Annotated in this window: 12 protein-coding genes and 1 tRNA gene; 11 read left to right on the forward strand and 2 right to left on the reverse strand. The window is 71.7% G+C overall.

Features of this window, described 5'->3' with window-relative positions; all coding sequences use genetic code 11:
- Window positions 1-76 precede the first annotated feature (76 nt).
- Window positions 77-1,549, forward strand: coding sequence for a S1C family serine protease (locus OG456_RS18685; protein WP_266562437.1), 1,473 nt, complete (start codon window positions 77-79; stop codon window positions 1,547-1,549).
- A 61-nt stretch (window positions 1,550-1,610) separates the two neighbouring features.
- Window positions 1,611-1,695, forward strand: a tRNA-Ser gene (locus tag OG456_RS18690).
- A gap of 115 nt (window positions 1,696-1,810) precedes the next feature.
- Here OG456_RS18690 and OG456_RS18695 read toward each other — a convergent pair.
- Window positions 1,811-2,695: a bifunctional DNA primase/polymerase gene (locus OG456_RS18695; protein ID WP_266562439.1), complete on the reverse strand. Its 885-nt coding sequence runs from the start codon at window positions 2,693-2,695 to the stop codon at window positions 1,811-1,813.
- Window positions 2,696-3,026: 331 nt separating this feature from the next.
- Between OG456_RS18695 and OG456_RS18700 the strand changes: the two genes are divergently transcribed.
- From OG456_RS18700 to OG456_RS18740, 9 genes are all read left to right on the forward strand, one after another.
- Complete coding sequence (locus OG456_RS18700; protein ID WP_266562441.1) at window positions 3,027-3,344, forward strand: hypothetical protein; 318 nt, start codon at window positions 3,027-3,029, stop codon at window positions 3,342-3,344.
- A 232-nt stretch (window positions 3,345-3,576) separates the two neighbouring features.
- On the forward strand, window positions 3,577-4,800 hold the full coding sequence (locus OG456_RS18705) for an acyl-CoA dehydrogenase family protein (protein ID WP_266562443.1): 1,224 nt from the start codon (window positions 3,577-3,579) through the stop codon (window positions 4,798-4,800).
- 8 nt (window positions 4,801-4,808) lie between these two features.
- Window positions 4,809-5,762, forward strand: coding sequence for a bifunctional MaoC family dehydratase N-terminal/OB-fold nucleic acid binding domain-containing protein (locus tag OG456_RS18710; protein ID WP_266569334.1), 954 nt, complete (start codon window positions 4,809-4,811; stop codon window positions 5,760-5,762).
- A gap of 1 nt (window position 5,763) precedes the next feature.
- Complete coding sequence (locus OG456_RS18715; protein ID WP_266562445.1) at window positions 5,764-6,864, forward strand: acyl-CoA dehydrogenase family protein; 1,101 nt, start codon at window positions 5,764-5,766, stop codon at window positions 6,862-6,864.
- A 53-nt stretch (window positions 6,865-6,917) separates the two neighbouring features.
- Window positions 6,918-7,421, forward strand: a complete 504-nt coding sequence (locus OG456_RS18720) for a MaoC/PaaZ C-terminal domain-containing protein (RefSeq protein WP_266569335.1) — start codon at window positions 6,918-6,920, stop codon at window positions 7,419-7,421.
- Entirely contained in the window at window positions 7,418-8,584 is a 1,167-nt protein-coding gene (locus OG456_RS18725; RefSeq protein ID WP_266562446.1) for a lipid-transfer protein, read from the forward strand. The genes OG456_RS18720 and OG456_RS18725 overlap by 4 nt, the downstream gene beginning before the upstream one ends.
- A 52-nt stretch (window positions 8,585-8,636) precedes the next feature.
- A complete protein-coding gene (locus tag OG456_RS18730) occupies window positions 8,637-9,689 on the forward strand; it encodes a glycoside hydrolase domain-containing protein (RefSeq protein ID WP_266562447.1) in 1,053 nt (350 codons plus the stop codon).
- Window positions 9,690-9,885: 196 nt separating this feature from the next.
- Window positions 9,886-10,527, forward strand: a complete 642-nt coding sequence (locus OG456_RS18735; protein ID WP_266562449.1) for a SigE family RNA polymerase sigma factor — start codon at window positions 9,886-9,888, stop codon at window positions 10,525-10,527.
- Window positions 10,528-10,636: 109 nt separating this feature from the next.
- A complete protein-coding gene (locus OG456_RS18740) occupies window positions 10,637-12,286 on the forward strand; it encodes a long-chain fatty acid--CoA ligase (protein WP_266562450.1) in 1,650 nt (549 codons plus the stop codon).
- 222 nt (window positions 12,287-12,508) lie between these two features.
- Here OG456_RS18740 and OG456_RS18745 read toward each other — a convergent pair whose 3' ends face one another.
- Entirely contained in the window at window positions 12,509-16,783 is a 4,275-nt protein-coding gene (locus OG456_RS18745) for a PAS domain-containing protein (RefSeq protein ID WP_266562452.1), read from the reverse strand.
- Between the last annotated feature and the right edge of the window lie 199 nt (window positions 16,784-16,982).

Here is a 16,982-nt window from a genome sequence, read left to right on the forward strand (position 1 = left end):
ATGGGAAAAGCTGACCGCATACAAACAGCAATGACGATGGAATCAGTGGTACAGCCGTGGATCGAGGAGAAGAGCTGTGAGCACCGAGAACGAGGGCACTTCAGTACCCCCGGCCCCGTCCGCACCTCCCGTGCCGGTGGAATCTCCCGCTACTCCCGCACCCGCCGGTTCCGCACCTCCTCCGGAGCCCGCCGACGCACCCACCGCGGCGTTGCCGCCGGTCGAGGGCGCGGCGCCGGGGGCGTACGAGGGTTCCGGCGCGGCCTCGGGGGCTGCACCGGGACCCGGCGGGCAGCCCGAGGCCGCGAACGCGGCCTCGGGCGGCTGGCCACCTCCGCCGCCCGCCGTTCCCGCGTACGCGGACGGCGGCGGCGGTGGGCACTCCTGGGGCGCCTCCTACCAGGCTCCGGAGCCCAAGCCGGGCCCCCGGCGTGGCGGGCTGCTGGCCGCGGTGGTCGCGGCGGCCCTGATCGCGGGCGGTGTCGGCGGCGGCGTCGGCTACTGGGCCGCCGAGCGCAACGACGACGGTGGTTCGGGCTCGACGACGGTCTCCGCCTCGGACAACCCGGCCGACTTCAAGCGTGACCCGTCCTCGGTCGCCGGCCTCGCGGCGAACGCGCTGCCGAGCACCGTCACCATCGAGGCCGAGGGCAGCGACGGCGAGGGTGGCACGGGCAGCGGCTTCGTCTACGACACGCAGGGCCACATCCTCACCAACAACCACGTGGTGGCTTCCGCAGCCGACGGAGGGAAGCTTTCGGCCACGTTCTCGAACGGCAAGAAGTACGACGCCGAGGTGGTCGGCCGTGCCCAGGGCTACGACGTCGCGGTCATCAAGCTGAAGAACGCCCCGTCGAACCTGAAGCCGTTGTCGCTCGCCAACTCGGACAAGGTCGCCGTCGGTGACTCGACCATCGCTATCGGCGCGCCCTTCGGCCTGTCGAACACGGTGACCACGGGCATCGTCTCGGCGAAGAACCGCCCGGTGGCCTCCAGCGACAGCTCGGGCAGCAGCAAGGCGTCGTACATGAACGCGCTGCAGACCGATGCGTCGATCAACCCGGGCAACTCGGGCGGTCCGCTGCTCAACGCGCGGGGTGCGGTCATCGGCATCAACTCGGCGATCCAGCCGGGGAGCAGCGGCGGCATCGGGGGCTCCGGCCAGTCGGGCTCCGTCGGCCTCGGCTTCGCCATCCCGATCAACCAAGCGAAGAACGTCGCCAAGCAGCTCATCAAGACGGGCGAGCCGGTCTACCCGGTGATCGGCGCGTCGGTCGCGCTGGACGAGCAGAGTGGCGGAGCGAAGATCACCGAGCAGGGCGCGGGCGGCTCGTCCGCGGTCACGGCGAACGGCCCGGCGGACAAGGCAGGCCTGAAGCCCGGCGATGTCATCACCAAGCTCGACGACTCGGTGATCGACAGCGGTCCGACCCTGATCGGCCAGATCTGGACACACAAGCCGGGCGACACGGTCAAGATCACGTACAAGCGCGGCGGCACGGAGCACACGGTCGACGTGGTCCTCGGTGAGCGCAAGGGCGACAGCTGACCGAACTCCCGGCCGAACCCGCTACCCTGGTCCTCGCTCCGCCGGTCGCCGGCGGGGCGAGGGTGGGTTGCCCGAGCGGCCTAAGGGAACGGTCTTGAAAACCGTCGTGGCGCGAGTCACCGTGGGTTCAAATCCCACACCCACCGCCGGTAGGTAGGTGTTCGTAAGGGGCGTTCGCTATGGCGGGCGCCCCTTACGCGTGTCCCAGGGAGGCGGGTTCGTCCGGGTGCGGGGAGGGCTTGCCCTCCGGGACGTCACGTCTTACGCCTCCGCGTCGTTGCGCTGGGTAAGGCGGGCTGCTGAGGCGACCGTGGATCGGGCCTCGCGTTCCGTCAGGCCCGTGCGAGTCGCGGCTTCCACGAGGGCGTTCGTGAGACTGTCGCCGAGGTCGCTCTCGTAGGCGCGGCAAGCGGCCCAGAACAGACGGGTGTTGCGCTGTCCCTCATGTGCCGCGAGCACGAACTGGACCAGGCCCTGGCCGTGTTGGCCCGCATGCGCCGGTGACGGGTGATGCACGCGTGGCGGGGGCGTGAGCAGGCGCAGGAGTGCCGGCGGGCAGGGCGCGACGGGCAGGTGGGCGGTGCCGGGGACCGCGCTGTAGACGCCCTGGGCCGTGCGCGATCCGGGGCCCACGAGGTAGCCGCCCGCGCCGCGGATGTCGATGCCCGGCGCGAGGCGTCCCGCCGAGTTGGGGACCACGACGTCCGGCGGTCCGGAGAGCCACACATGACGGCCGCCGCTTGGGGTGGCCACGACGACGGTGTCCGGGATCGTGAAGAGGTGGCGCAGCGCCAGTTCGCGCAGCGCGGACGAGGAGTCCGTGCCGGACTTGGTGTCGAGGTCCACACCGATGAGGTGGTGCGGTGGGAGTCCGCACGCGATGCCGTAGCCGGTGGCGCGGGGCGCCGCCGCGAAGAGGTCACGGATGCGGCGCGGGTCGGTCGTGGCGTCGTACACGCCGTGGCCGGGGCGGCCGCATTCGCCGTGGCACGGGGCCGGGTCGGGTTCGTCGCGGTGCGGGGAGCGCAGGGCGGGGAGCTTCGTGCGGGAGAGCGGGATCACGGCCAGTCCACGCTCGGCGGCGGAGAGGGCGTGGGCGAGGGCCAGGGTCGCAAGGGGTACGGCATGCCGGTCGGTGGTGGCCATGCATCCATGTTCGTACGAATGTTCGAGTAAAGGAAGAGGGGCTCGCCCGGGTGGAGCGTATTTACCAAAAATGTGCCGAAACGCTTCAGCTCCTGCGGTGGCCGCCCCGTCCCGCACCGGTCGGGCGTAATCCGGGCTGAGCTGGGGCTTTAAGGCCGTGAAGCAGGTTTATCGACATGTCCTCACGCTTGCGAGGGAATACGGCCTTCCGCCCTGGTTCGACGGGGATTCGGTGGGCAATTCTGATCTCGCGACGTCGTGAGCAACGACCGAGGTGGTCGGCCAACCGCCTTGGAGCAACCCGTAGTTACCTGTTCCTGGAGGAATTGACATGGCACACGTCCGTACCGCCCGCGCCCTCGCCCTCGCCGCCGTCGCCGCCCTGCCCCTCGCGGCAGCCCTCTTCTCGGGGGTGGCGATGGCCGACAACGGGTCCTTCGCGGACAACGGATCGAACGCGGGTGTGGCGACCGTGAGCGGCAGCGGTGTCGGCGGCAACAACCACGGCAACTCGTCCACCACGCAGCAGCAGGCGGTGGGCTCCGGCGCCTCGAACCAGAACAACACGGCCCAGGTGAACGGCTCCGCGTTCACGGCCATCGACCAGTCGAACGAGAACATCGCGGTGCGCTTCACCAAGCTCTGGTGACCCGCAGGCTCCTGTCGGCGGGGGCCATTGCCAGGGGTGCGTGACATCTGTGCGGCGGTGCTTCGGCATCGCCGCACAGGCGTTTTCGCGCACCCGACAGCCCTTCACGCGCGCGTGCTGATCCCTTGACACCCGTACCGAACCTGGCGGACAGTCGTACCGAATCTGACGGTCAGTCAGAAATCGACGGTCAGAGACCCTTGTTCGTACGAGGTCCGGGAGGGCCGCCGCCGTGCACCTCGCCCCCACCGCACGCCAGCATGAACTCCGCGCCGAACTGCGCGCCTACTTCCGGGAACTGATGCCGGACGGGCCGCCCGCGCACGACGACCGAACGACCCAGCGGTGCCTGCTGCGCCGCATCGGTGCCGACGGCCTCCTCGGGCTCGGCTGGCCCGTCGAGTACGGAGGCCGGGGCCGGGGGTCCGACGAGCAGTTCGTCTTCTTCGACGAGGCGTATCGCGCGGGCGCGCCTGTCTCCATGGTGACCCTGAACACCGTCGGGCCGACCTTGATCAAGTACGGGACCGAGGCACAGAAGGCGTACTTCCTGCCGCGGATCCTCAAGGGCGAGCTCGTCTTCGCGATCGGGTACAGCGAGCCGTCGGCGGGGACCGACCTGGCCTCGCTGCGGACGCGGGCGGTCCGCGACGGCGACGACTGGATCATCGACGGGCAGAAGGTCTTCACGTCGAACGCGCAGAACGCCGACTGGATCTGGCTGGCTTGCCGTACGGACCCCGAAGCCGCCAAGCACCAGGGCATCTCGATCGTTCTCGTGCCGACGGACGCCGCCGGCTTCAGCTGGACTCCCATCGAGACCGTAGGCGGCCTGACCACCACCGCCACGTACTACGACGGGATCCGCGTCCCCGCCTCGAATCTCGTCGGGGACGAGAACGCGGGCTGGAGTCTCATCACCAATCAGCTCAACCATGAGCGGGTCGCGCTCGCCGCGATCGGGATGCAGGCCGAGGACTTCTACGCGGCGGTGCTCGAAGCGGTTCGTTCACCCGATCCGGTGACGGGAGAACGCCGGATCGACGTGCCGTGGGTCCGGTCTCGGCTGGCCGAGGTACATGCCCGTCTCGCGGCAACGCGCCTGCTCAACTGGCGTTTGGTGGGGGACGTCGGGGCGGGGCGGCTCGCGCCGGGCGACGCGAGCGGCGTGAAAGTCATGGGAACCGAATCGGCGGTCGAGGTGTACCGAATGTGTCAGGAGATCGCGGGAGACGCGGCGCTGGTTCGAGCCGGGTCGCCGGGGGCGTTCGGTGGTGGGGCTGGTGGTGGCGCGGGTGGCGGGTCGGGCGGTGGTGCTTGGGGCGGGACGGCGGAGGGGGAGCTGGAGCGGATGAACAGGGCAGCGCAGATCAACACGTTCGGGGGCGGCGTGAGCGAGGTGCAGCGGGAGATCGTCGCGACGATGCGGCTCGGGATGAGGAGGGGACGGCGGTGACCGGCGACATGACGTACGACGCGCTGAAGGCTTTCGAAGGGCTGCCCGCGGCCACCGCGGGGGTGGGCAGGGACCTGGTCAACGCGCCGATGATCAGGCACTGGTGCGAGGCGATGGGCGACACGAACCCCGCGTACGAGGGGCCCGACGCCATAGCGCCGCCGACCATGCTCCAGGCCTGGACGATGGGTGGGCTATCCGGGCACCAGGGGCGCAGCGGCGCCCACGACGAGCTGTTCGCGCTGCTGGACGGCGCGGGGTACACCTCGGTCGTCGCCACCGACTGCGAGCAGGAGTATCTGCGTCCGCTGCGGCCCGGTGACGCGATCACCTTCGACGCGGTGATCGAGTCGGTGTCCGAGCGCAAGACGACGAAGCTGGGCACGGGGCACTTCGTCACGACGCGCATGGATGTCAGGGCGGACGGCGAGCTCGCCGGGACACATAGCTTCCGGATCCTCAAGTACGCCCCGGCGGCGCGGGCAGGGCTGGCGGTGGGGCAGGCGCGGGAGCAGCAGGCCCGGCGGCCCCGTCCGGTGGTCAACCGGGACAACGCCGGGTTCTGGGAAGGGGTCCGCGAGCACCGCCTCCTCATCCAGCGCTGCGAGGCGTGCGGGACGCTGCGCTTCCCCTGGCTGCCGGGGTGCGGCGCGTGCGCCTCGCAGGACTGGAGCACGGTCGAGGCGAGCGGCGAGGGGACCGTCTTCTCGTACGTGGTGATGCACCACCCGTCCTTCCCCGCCTTCGACCCGCCGTACGCGGTGGGCCTGATCGAGCTGGCCGAAGGCGTCCGGATCATCAGCAACGTGGTGGGGGTGCCGTACGACAAGGTCCGAATAGGGATGCCGCTGCGGCTCGAATTCCTTCGGGTGGACGAGGAGTTGGAGCTGCCGGTCTTCCGGGGCGGTGACGGTGCCGCTGTGGGGGCTGCTACGGGTGTCGCCGCGGGACGGGAGGGCTGACGTGGACTTCACACCTACGCAGGACCAGGTGGCCGCAGCCGACCTGGCCGCGCGGATCTTCGGTGACCTGTCGACCCCCGAGCACCTCGCGGCGGCCGGCAAGGGAACGGACCCCGAGCTGTGGAAGGCGCTCGGCTCGGCGGGGCTGCCGGGGGCGGTGGAGGAGACCGGGCTGCTCGGGCTCGTGCTGATGCTGGAGGAGCAGGGCCGGACGACGGCGCAGGTGCCGTTCGCCGCCAGTTGCGCGTACGGGCTGCTCGCGGTGGCGCGGCATGGCACCTCCGAGCAGCGGGACCGGTTGCTGCCGGGGCTGAGGGACGGGACGGAGGTGGCGACGGGGGCGTTCCCCGCGCAGGCGGGGGTGCGGGTCGACGGAGCGGAGGCCGGGGAGACGGGGACGGGCGGGGGCACGGGGCGGCTCACGGGGGTGGTGCCCTGGGTTCCGTGGCTCCGGGACGCGTCCTGGGTTCTGGTGGCGGCGGCCGACCGGGGCCTGTGGAGAGTGCGTACGGCCGATGCCGGCTGCGACGCGGTCGAGCTCACCGCGCCCTGGTCGGCGGGCCGGCTGGTTCTCGACGGGGCGCCGGCGGAGAAGGTCGGCGGGCCCGGTGCGTACGACGACATCCTGGCGATGGCGCGGACCTCGTTCGCGGGGCTCCAGGCCGGGGTCTGCGCGGGGTCGCTGGCGCGTGCCGTGGAGTACACGAACGAGCGGGAGCAGTTCGGCAGACCGCTCGCCGCGAAGCAGGGGGTTCAACTCCGGGCGGCCGACGCCTATATGGACACGGAGGCCATCCGCGTCACCGCGTACGAGGCGGCATGGCGACGGGACGAAGGGCTGCCGCACGCGGGCCATGCGCTGACCGCGGCCTGGTGGGCATCGGAAGCGGGTAGACGGGTCGTGCACGCCGGACAGCATTTGCACGGCGGCATGGGCGCCGACCTGGAGCATCCCGTGCACCGGCATTTCCTGTGGGGCAGGCAGCTCGACGCGTATCTGGGATGCGGGGGTGAACTGCTCGCGGAGCTGGGCGACTTGATCGCCGGTGGCGAGGGGGGCGGCACGGAGGAGGCGGGGGCGACATGGGCAGCGCGGAAGTGAAGGCAGAGGGAATGGACCGCGTGGCAAGGGACCGGGAGGAGGGGGAAGTGGCGATGGTGGATGCCTCGACAGGGATCGGGGCCGGGGTCGGCGCGAAGCTGGCGCCGTTGGAGATCCCGGTCACCCGGACGCTGATCGTCTCCGGGGCCATCGCGTCCCGTGACTACCAGGACGTGCACCACGACGCGGAGCTCGCCAAGGAGAAGGGCTCCCCCGACATCTTCATGAACATCCTGACGACGAACGGTCTCGTCGGCCGTTACATCACCGATCACTTCGGCCCCGCCTCGGTTCTGCGCAAGGTCGCCATACGGCTGGGGGCGCCCAACTACCCAGGGGACACGATGGTGTTGACGGGGACGGTTACTGAGGTCGAAGACGGGAGCGGGGGCGAGTCCGGCGGCGGGGGTGCCACGGCGGTGGTGCGAATCACCGGCGTCAATGGGCTGGGCACGCACGTCACCGGGACGGTGACGGTCACGCTCCCGAGTCTCGCGAGCCCTGCGAACCCCACGAGTACGCCGTCCCGTCCCTCGCCGCCGGGGAGGCCGGCATGAGTGTGCGGACGAAGGACAGTCTCGGTGGGCGGGCGGCGATCGTCGGGATCGGGGCGACCGAGTTCTCCAAGGACTCCGGGCGCAGTGAGCTGAAGCTCGCGGTGGAGGCGGTGGGCGCGGCGCTCGACGACGCCGGGCTCTCCCCCGCCGATGTCGACGGCATGGTCACGTTCACCATGGACACCAGTCCGGAGATCACCGTCGCGCAGGCGGCCGGGATGGGGGACCTCTCGTTCTTCTCCCGGGTCCACTACGGCGGAGGTGCGGCCTGCGCGACCGTTCAGCAGGCCGCGCTCGCCGTGGCGACCGGGGTGGCCGAAGTGGTCGTCTGCTATCGGGCGTTCAATGAGCGCTCAGGCAGGAGGTTCGGCTCCGGGGTGCAGCATCGGGAGCCGTCGGCGGAGGGGGCGGCGCTCGGCTGGGCACTGCCGTTCGGGCTGCTCACGCCCGCGTCGTGGGTGGCGATGGCGGCGCAGCGCTACCTCCACGCGTACGGGCTGGGGCCGGAGGCGTTCGGTCATGTCGCCGTCATGGACCGCGCGTACGCGGCCACCAATCCGGCGGCGTACTTCCACCGGAAGCCGATCACGCTGGAGGACCATGCGGCGTCGCGGTGGATCGTGGAGCCGTTGCGGCTGCTCGACTGCTGTCAGGAGACCGACGGCGGGCAGGCGATCGTCGTCACCAGCGTCGAGCGGGCCCGCGACCTCCCACACCGTCCCGCCGTGATCACGGCGGCGGCCCAGGGGGCGGGGCGTGGCCAGGAGCAGATGACGAGTTTCTACCGGGACGACATGACGGGCCTGCCCGAAATGGGGGTCGTGGCACGGCAGTTGTGGCGGTCGGCGGGGCTGGCGCCGGGCGAGATCGACGTGGGGATCCTCTACGACCACTTCACGCCGTTCGTGCTGATGCAGCTGGAGGAATTCGGGTTCTGCGGGCCGGGTGAGGCGGCGGACTTCGTGGCGGAGCGTCGGCTCCCGCTCAACACCCACGGCGGGCAGCTCGGTGAGGCGTACCTGCACGGGATGAACGGCATAGCGGAGGCGGTCAGACAGGTGCGGGGCACGGCGGTGAACCAGATAGCCGGCGCCGCCACGGCGCTGGTGACCGCGGGGACCGGCGTCCCCACATCGGGTCTGATTCTGGGAGCGGACGGCTGAACGCGGGGTGTGTCCCGGGTCCGGTCCGCACCCCGCCCCCTTCACTCGCCCTATGCACCGCACTCGCCGTAGGCGCCGCCTGAAGCTGGTCGTGGGTCTAGTGCTGCTCCTGATGGCGCTGACCGCTCTCCCCGCGTCGGCGCGGTCCGGACCCGGCCTCCCCCAGCCGTCCCCGACGTACGACCCCCACCCCGACCCCCTGGCCGGACTCACCCTGCCCGACCTCGCCACCATCCCCGGCTCCGTACTCGGAGACCTCGCACCCGACGGCCGAGCCACCGGCCCGGCCTGGGTCCCGGAGGCACCGGCCGCCGCTGGCGGTGCCCCGCGGGTACCGGCCGCCGTCGGCGGTCCCTCCTCCGAACCCCTGCTCCCTGCCCTCTCCGATCCGCGGATGTTCCGAGGGCGGGCGTTCGACACGTGCGTGGCGCCGTCGCTCGACACCATGCGGCGCTGGCGGTCGTCGAAGTACGGGGCGGTGGGCGTGTACTACGGGGGCCGTGGGCGGGCCTGTCCTCATCAGCCCCGGCTCGGGCACCGTTGGATGAAGGGGGTGCAGCGGCTGGGGTGGCGGGTGCTGCCGGTGTACGTCGGTTCGCAGTCGCCGTGTGTCGTCGCGGGCTCCAAGAAGGCCTACCGCATCGGCGGTAACGCCTGGAGTCAGGGCGTGCGGGAGGGGCGGGACGCCGTACGCAGGGCGCGGGCCGTCGGCATCCGGCCGGGCAGCCCGCTCTATCTCGACATGGAGGCATACAAGTACCGGCAGAAGAAGTGCGCCCGCACGACGCTCGCCTTTGTGCGGGGCTGGGACCGGCAGGTGCGCCGGAAGGGCTACGTGCCCGGGTTCTACAGCAGTGCCGACTCCGGGGTGGCACACATGCGGGCCGCGGCGCGGGCGGGGGTGCGGGATCTGCCGTCGGTGATCTGGTTCGCGCGCTGGCACACGCGGCCCCGGCTGGCCCGGGAGCCCGTGCTGCAGGGGTCCGCCTGGACTTCGCGGCGCAGGATCCACCAGTACGCGGGGAACGTGAAGGAGCGGCACGGCGGGCGGACCCTCGTCATCGACCGGAACCTGGTGCACGCGCCGGTGGCCCGCATCCGATGAGCCGCCCCGGTCCGCGGAAGTGGCAGAGTGGAAGGAAGCCCATGGAATGGCTCTCAGGGACGAACCCTCAGGGGTGCGTACCGCGTCCTCCACCTTCAGGAGGTGGGGATACCACCACTCCTACAACCTGAGGCGGAGACCGCTTCGGGACCTGCGGCCGATCCGCGAGGGTAGGGGGCGCTCCTAGCGTGGAGCCATGACCGCAACCATGGCGCCTGTCTGCTCCAGTGCATCGGATGCCGCGACGCGCAGCGCGCCGCGAGCCGCGATGACGCCTCACTCTTCCCACCAGGTGCCGTACGCGCCGGCCGCCCATTCGACGCCGTACGCGCCGCACAAGTCGTACCCGTCGTTCGCGTCATACGTACGCGCGCGGCAGCCCGTACTGCTGCGGACCGCCCGGTCGCTGACCGCGAACCCCTGCGACGCCGAGGACCTGCTCCAGACCGCACTCACCAAGACGTATGTGGCGTGGGACCGCATCGAGGACCACCGGGCGCTCGACGGTTATGTGCGCCGGGCCCTGCTGAACACGCGTACGTCGCAGTGGCGTAAGCGGAAGGTCGACGAGTTCGCCTGCGACGAGCTGCCCGAGCCGGAGACCGTGGCGGAGGCCGATCCGGCCGAGCACCAGGCCCTGCACGACGCGATGTGGCGCGCGATCATGAAGCTGCCCGCCCGGCAGCGTGCGATGGTCGTGCTGCGGTACTACGAGGACCTGAGTGAGGTGCAGACGGCCGAGGTGCTCGGGGTGTCCGTCGGTACGGTCAAGAGCGCGGTCTCGCGGGCACTCGGCAAGCTCCGTGAGGACCCGGAACTGCGCCCGGCCAAGGGCTGACCGGGACGATTCACTGATCGATCATTCCCAGGGCTAGTGACATACCGACTGGTATGCGGTGAGAATCGGCGGAACATTACTGCGCCGTAGCGCCCACCGGGAGGACGCCGTGCTGAGCACGATGCAGGACGTACCACTGCTGATCTCGAGGATCCTGACCCATGGGTCGACGATCCACGGCACTTCACAGGTGACGACCTGGACCGGTGAGAGCGGGCCGCAGCGCCGGAGCTTCGCCGAGATCGGCGACCGCAGCGCCCAGCTCGCGCACGCTCTGCGCGCCGACCTCGGCATCGTGGACGACGACCGTGTCGCGACCCTGATGTGGAACAACGCAGACCACGTCGAGGCCTACTTCGCGATTCCCTCCATGGGTGCCGTACTGCACACCCTGAACCTGCGCCTCCCCGCAGAGCAGTTGGTGTGGATCGTCAACCACGCCGCCGACCGCGTGATCATCGTCAACGGCTCCCTGCTGCCGCTGCTCGCGCCGCTCCTGCCGTCCCTGACGAGTGTCGAGCACATCGTCGTCTCCGGGCCGGGCGACCGTTCGCTCCTCGACGGAGCGCGCCCCCAGGTCCACGAGTACGAGGAGCTCATAGCCGGAAAGCCGGTGACGTACGACTGGCCGCAGCTCGACGAGCGCCAGGCCGCCGCGCTCTGCTACACCTCCGGCACCACCGGCGACCCCAAGGGCGTCGTCTACTCGCACCGTTCGATCTACCTGCACTCCATGCAGGTCAACATGACGCAGTCCATGGGCCTGACCGACGAGGACACCTCGCTCGTCGTGGTGCCGCAGTTCCATGTGAACGCGTGGGGCCTGCCCCACGCGACGTTCATGACCGGCGTGAACATGCTGATGCCGGACCGCTTCCTCCAGCCCGCGCCGCTCGCCGAGATGATCGAGAGCGAGCGCCCCACGCATGCGGCGGCCGTCCCCACCATCTGGCAGGGCCTGCTCGCGGAGCTCACCGCGAAGCCCCGCGAGGTGAGTTCGCTCGGCCAGGTCACCATCGGCGGCTCGGCCTGTCCGCCCTCGCTCATGAAGGCCTTCGACGAGCTCGGCATGCGGGTCTGCCACGCCTGGGGCATGACGGAGACGTCTCCCCTCGGCACGGTCGCCCGGCCGCCGGCCGCGGCGGTCGGCACCGACGAGGAGTTCGCGTACCGCCTCACCCAGGGCCGGTTCCCGGCCGGCGTCGAGGCGCGCCTGTCGGGTCCGGGCGGCGAACTGCTGGCCTGGGACGGCGAGTCGGCCGGTGAGCTGGAGGTCCGCGGGCCGTGGATCGCCGGCGCGTACTACTCGGGCCCGGACAGCGAACCGCTGCGCCCCTCCGACAAGTTCAGCGACGACGGCTGGCTCAAGACGGGCGACGTCGGCACGATCAGTCCCGACGGCTTCCTCACCCTCACCGACCGCGCCAAGGACGTCATCAAGTCCGGCGGTGAGTGGATCAGCAGCGTCGACCTCGAGAACGCCCTGATGTCCCACCCGGACGTCGCCGAGGCGGCCGTCGTCGCCGTCCCCGATGAGAAGTGGGGCGAGCGCCCGCTCGCCACCGTGGTCCTGAAGGAGGGCGCGAGTGCCGACTTCGGGATCCTGCGCGCGTTCCTCGGCGAGAAGGTCGCCAGGTGGCAGCTCCCGGAGCGCTGGACGGTGATCACGGCGGTGCCGAAGACGAGCGTCGGCAAGTTCGACAAGAAGGTGCTGCGCAAGCAGTACGCGGACGGGGAGCTGGACATCACGCGGCTCTGAGCTCGCAGCGCCACTGCTCCGAGCCCACGGCACGACGGCTCTGAACCCGCAGCACCACTCCTCTGAGACCACGGCGCGACTGCTCTGAATCCGCGCCGCTACGGCTCTGAGCCCACGCCACTGCTCCGAGCCCAGAGCTCGGCGACGGTTTCACGTGAAACAGGGGCGGTCCGAACGGGCCGCCCCTGTTTGTCAGTTGTGGGTTTCGCAGTGACGGCTTCCTCAGTTGGTGCCGATCTTCGCGAGCAGGTCCACGATCCGGCCCTGCACCTCGTCGCTCGTCGAGCGTTCCGCCAGGAACAGGACGGTCTCGCCCGCGGCCAGGCGCGGCAGGTCGGCCTCCTCGACGGGGGCGGTGTAGACGACGAGGGGCGTGCGGTTCAACTGGCCGTTCGCGCGCAGCCAGTCGACGATTCCGGCGCGCCTGCGACGTACCTGGAGCAGGTCCATCACCACCAGGTTCGGCCGCATCTGCGCGGCCAGCGTCACCGCGTCCGCGTCGGAACTCGCCCGCGCGACCTGCATCCCGCGTCGTTCCAGCGTCGCGGTGAGCGCGAGCGCGATCTCCTCGCGCTCCTCGATAAGCAGGACGCGCGACGGGTGCTGCTCGCTGTCCCGCGGCGCGAGGGCCTTCAGCAGGACAGCGGGATCGGCCCCGTACGCGGCCTCACGCGTCGCCTGTCCGAGCCCGGCCGTCACCAGGACGGGAACCTCGGCGGCCACGGCGGCCTGGCGCAGCGACTGGAGGGCGGTGCGCGTGATCGGTCCGGTCAGCGGGTCGACGAAGAGCGCGGCGGGGAAGGCCGCGATCTGAGCGTCGACCTCCTCGCGGGAGTGCACGGTCACCGGTCGGTAGCCGCGGTCGCTCAGGGCCTGCTGTGTGGTCGCGTCGGGCGCGGGCCAGACCAGGAGACGGCGTGGGTTGTCGAGCGGCTCCGGGGGCAGCTCGTCGTCCATCGGCTGAGGCTGGGGCCGGATCGCCACCTCGACGGCGCCGCCGGGCCCGTCCAGCGGCTCGGGTCCCTCGTCGGCGTCCTGGTCGGGGGCGCCGATCGCGTACGAACGTCCGGGGCCCTCCGATGACGACGACAGCAGCGACTGCGGCTGACCTGGCTGGGACTGGCCGGACGGCGTCTGGGGCTGAGCCTTCGGCTGCGTGGGCGACGACTGCGACGGGGACTGCGGGTGCGGGCGGGCCGCGGTCTCCGGCTGGGTACCGGCGGGATCCGGCCGGGTGGACAGCCTGCGGCGACGGCCGGAGCCGCCGAGCGTGTGCTGCATCTGCTCCTGCGGGGCCGCCGCGGGCTGCGGGACTTGAGGGGGCAGCGGGACCTGGAGCGACGGGTTGCCGCCGGGCGACTGAGGCTGCTGCCCGGTCTTCGGGCCGGACGGACCGCCCTGCGCGCCGGACGGCTGCTTCGCCTGCGGGCCGGGCTGCTTGCCCGTCGCCGGAGCGGCCTGGTTCGGCTGTGCGGGCGCCTGCGCATTCGGCCGCGGGTTCGCCTGCTGGTTCGGGACCGCCGGGTTCGGCAGCGGCTGGGCCGTGCCGGGGGCCGGCGACTGCGGCCGCAGCGGGCGCTGCTGCTCGGCGATCTGACGTCCGAAGGGAACGCCCTGCCCCAGCGTTCGTACGCTTATGGCGCGGCCCTGAGTCGAGTTGGGGTCAGCAGACGGGGCCTCCGCGGGGAGGGGCTGCGCGGCGCGGGGCTTGGCACCGTTCTCCGGCGGCAGCGCGGCGCGCGCGCCCGGAACCGTCTGGACAGGGTGGGGCTGCGGCGGAGTGTGGTCGTCGGCGGGGTGACGCTGCGCGGCGTCGTGCCGCTCGCCGTCAGCACTCGTACCCGTTCCCGTACCCGAACCCGTAGTCGTATCCGCGTCGGCCTCCGTGGCGGTGCCCGGCTCGGGCGTCGTCCGGTCGGCCTCCGCGGGCGGCAGCGCGAATACGGTGCGCGCGGCGCCGGCCTGCTCGGCTTCCCGCTCCGGAGCACTGCCGAGAGCGCGGCGCGCGCGACGCCCGGCGGGGACGTTCTGGCCGGCCTGCGACGCATCGGAAGCCCCCGATGCACCCGATGTACTCGATGCACCCGAACCACCGGCAGGCAGCGCGGCCTGCTCGGGGTTGCGCCGGGCCCGGCGCCCCGAGGACGCCCCGGCCGGCACACCCTGCGGCGGCACGGTCTCACCCAGGGCGGGGGATCCAGCCGCGTGTTCGGCAGCGGTCATCACGGAACCCTCGGTGGCACCGGGACCGGCATCGGCTCCCGCCGGAACGGCGACCTCGGCCGGATTGGGCCTCCCGCGCCGACGTCCCGTACCGGTACCGGCCCCCGCGTCACCGGCAGGCGTCCCGCCGGCCGGAGTCTGCGTGGCCTGCGCCGGCAGTTGACCCTGAGCGCTCCCGGGCGCACCCGCCGCCGCGGACTCCTCGGCCCGCCGCCTGCGCCGCCCGGTCGGAGCGGCAGCCTCCGAGCCGCCGCCTTGCCCGGCCTCGTCGGCACCCGGCACCGCACCCGTGGCCCCCGCGACACCGCTCTCCAGGAACGAGTCCACCGACGCGCCCGAAGCGCGCCGTGCCCGCCGCCGCCCGCCGCGCGTACCCGACGCCTGCTCGGGCAGCCCCGCAACGACCTCGGCACCGGCCTCCGCACGGGCGGCACCAGCCGCCGAAGCGATCTCGACAGCCGTACCGGGAACAGACGTACCAGGACCGGCCACCCCGACAACACCCGACGGATCGGCTACCGGAACCGCCCCGGCGCCGCCCCCGATCGGCACCTCGAGCACGTACGCGCTGCCGCTCATCCCGGGCACCTCGTGCGTCTGGAGCACACCGCCGTGTGCCCGCACGATGCCGCGCACGATGGGCTCGTGCACCGGGTCGCCGCCCGTGTAGGGCCCGCGTACCTCGATACGGACGCTCTCGCCGCGCAGCGCCGCCGCCACGACGATCGTCGAGTCCACGTATCCGCCGACGCCACTCGTGGGAACGACGCCCACGCGCGCGTTGCCGGTGGCGTCAATGCCTGCGACGTCCGCGACGAGGTGGGCGAGCGCGGTGGCCAGGCGCGCCGCGTCGACCTCGGCCTCGATGGGCGGGGCGTGCACGGCGAACTGCGCGCGCCCGGGCCCGATCAGCTCGACCGCCCCGTCGACGCCCGCGGCGACGACCGCGTCGAGCATCACGTTCGTACGGGTCAGCTGCGCGTCGCCGGAGTCGAGGAGCTGATAGCCGAGCACGTTGTCGACGAGGGTGGTCATGCGGCTGTAGCCGGCCGCGAGGTGGTGCAGGATCTGGTTGGCCTCGGGCCACAGCTGGCCCGCGTCGTCCGCGGCCAGGGTGGTGAGCTGGCCGCGCAGTTCGTCGAGGGGACCGCGCAGCGACTGGCCGAGGACGGCGAGGAGCTGCTCGTGCCGGGCCGCGAGCGCTTCGTAACGGTCCTTCTCGCGCTCGGCGAGAGCGGCGATCCGGTCCTTCTCGGCGGAGAGTTCCTCGGTGTGCTGTTCGGTGATCGTGGCGAGCTCGGCCGCGTGCTCCTCTTCGGTACGCGCGGTCTGCGCCTCATGCTCCTCGACGGTGCGGGCGAGCGTCTCCGCGTGCTCCGCGGCGGCGCGCTCCGCCTCCTTGTCGCGCCGGTCGATCTCCTCCGCGTGCGCCACGACGAGTTCGTCGTAGGGCCGCCGGTCGGTGAACGTCATCACGGCGCCGACCAGTTGGTCACCGTCACGCACGGGCGCCGTCGTCATGTCGACGGGCACCTGCGCGCCGCTCTTCGACCACAGGACCTGCCCGCGCACCCGGTGCTTGCGTCCGGAGCGCAGGGTGTCGGCGAGCGGGGACTCCTCGTACGGGAACGGCTCGCCGTCGGCGCGTGAGTGGAGGACGAGCGCGTGCAGTTCCTGCCCGCCCAGGTCGCTGGCGCGGAAGCCGAGGATCTGCGCGGCGGCCGGGTTGACGAGCACGATCCGGCCGTCGGTGTCGGTGCCGACGACGCCCTCGGCGGCGGCGCGCAGGATCATCTCGGTCTGGCGCTGCGAACGCGCGAGTTCGGCCTCGGTGTCGACGGTCCCCGACAGGTCGCGCACGACGAGCATCAGGAGCTCGGAGGCGCCGCTGCCGTAGCTCCCGCTCCCGTACGAGCTGTTGCCGTAGCCGTCGACGGCGTCGCGGCCGTCGGCGAGGTTGGCGCTAGTGACCTCGACGGGGAACTCGCTGCCGTCGGTGCGGCGGGCCATCATCCGGGTCGGCTTGGTGCGTCCGCGCTCGTCCGTGGTGTCGGGCCTGCGCATCGATCCGGGGATGAGCCGCGAGTCGAACTCGGGCAGCAGATCGAGCAGTCCGCGCCCCACGAGAGCGGTGCCCGGGGTCTCGAAGGCTTCCAGGGCGATGGTGTTCGCGTTGACGACGGTCCCGTTGGCGTTGACCAGCACCAGCGCGTCCGGGAGCGCGTCGAGTATGGCTGCGAGGCGAGCAGCGCCTCGGGATGGCCTGCTGCTCACGACGACGCTTCCTCCCTGATTACCGCACCTTGCCGACCGCGCGAGCCATCTTCCTACGTGGCTCGCGGCATGTCACGGGAGGGAGTCTACGGGCAGAGGTTGCGGTCGCGGCGCCGGATGAGAGGGAGGTCGCACGCGGAAGATGTGCCCGTGGAATGAAGATGCGTGGGTGCGTGGCCCCACCCGGCCGCGTGACGGC

The organism is Streptomyces sp. NBC_01446, from assembly GCF_026340095.1.
Lineage (GTDB): Bacteria > Actinomycetota > Actinomycetes > Streptomycetales > Streptomycetaceae > Streptomyces > Streptomyces aureus.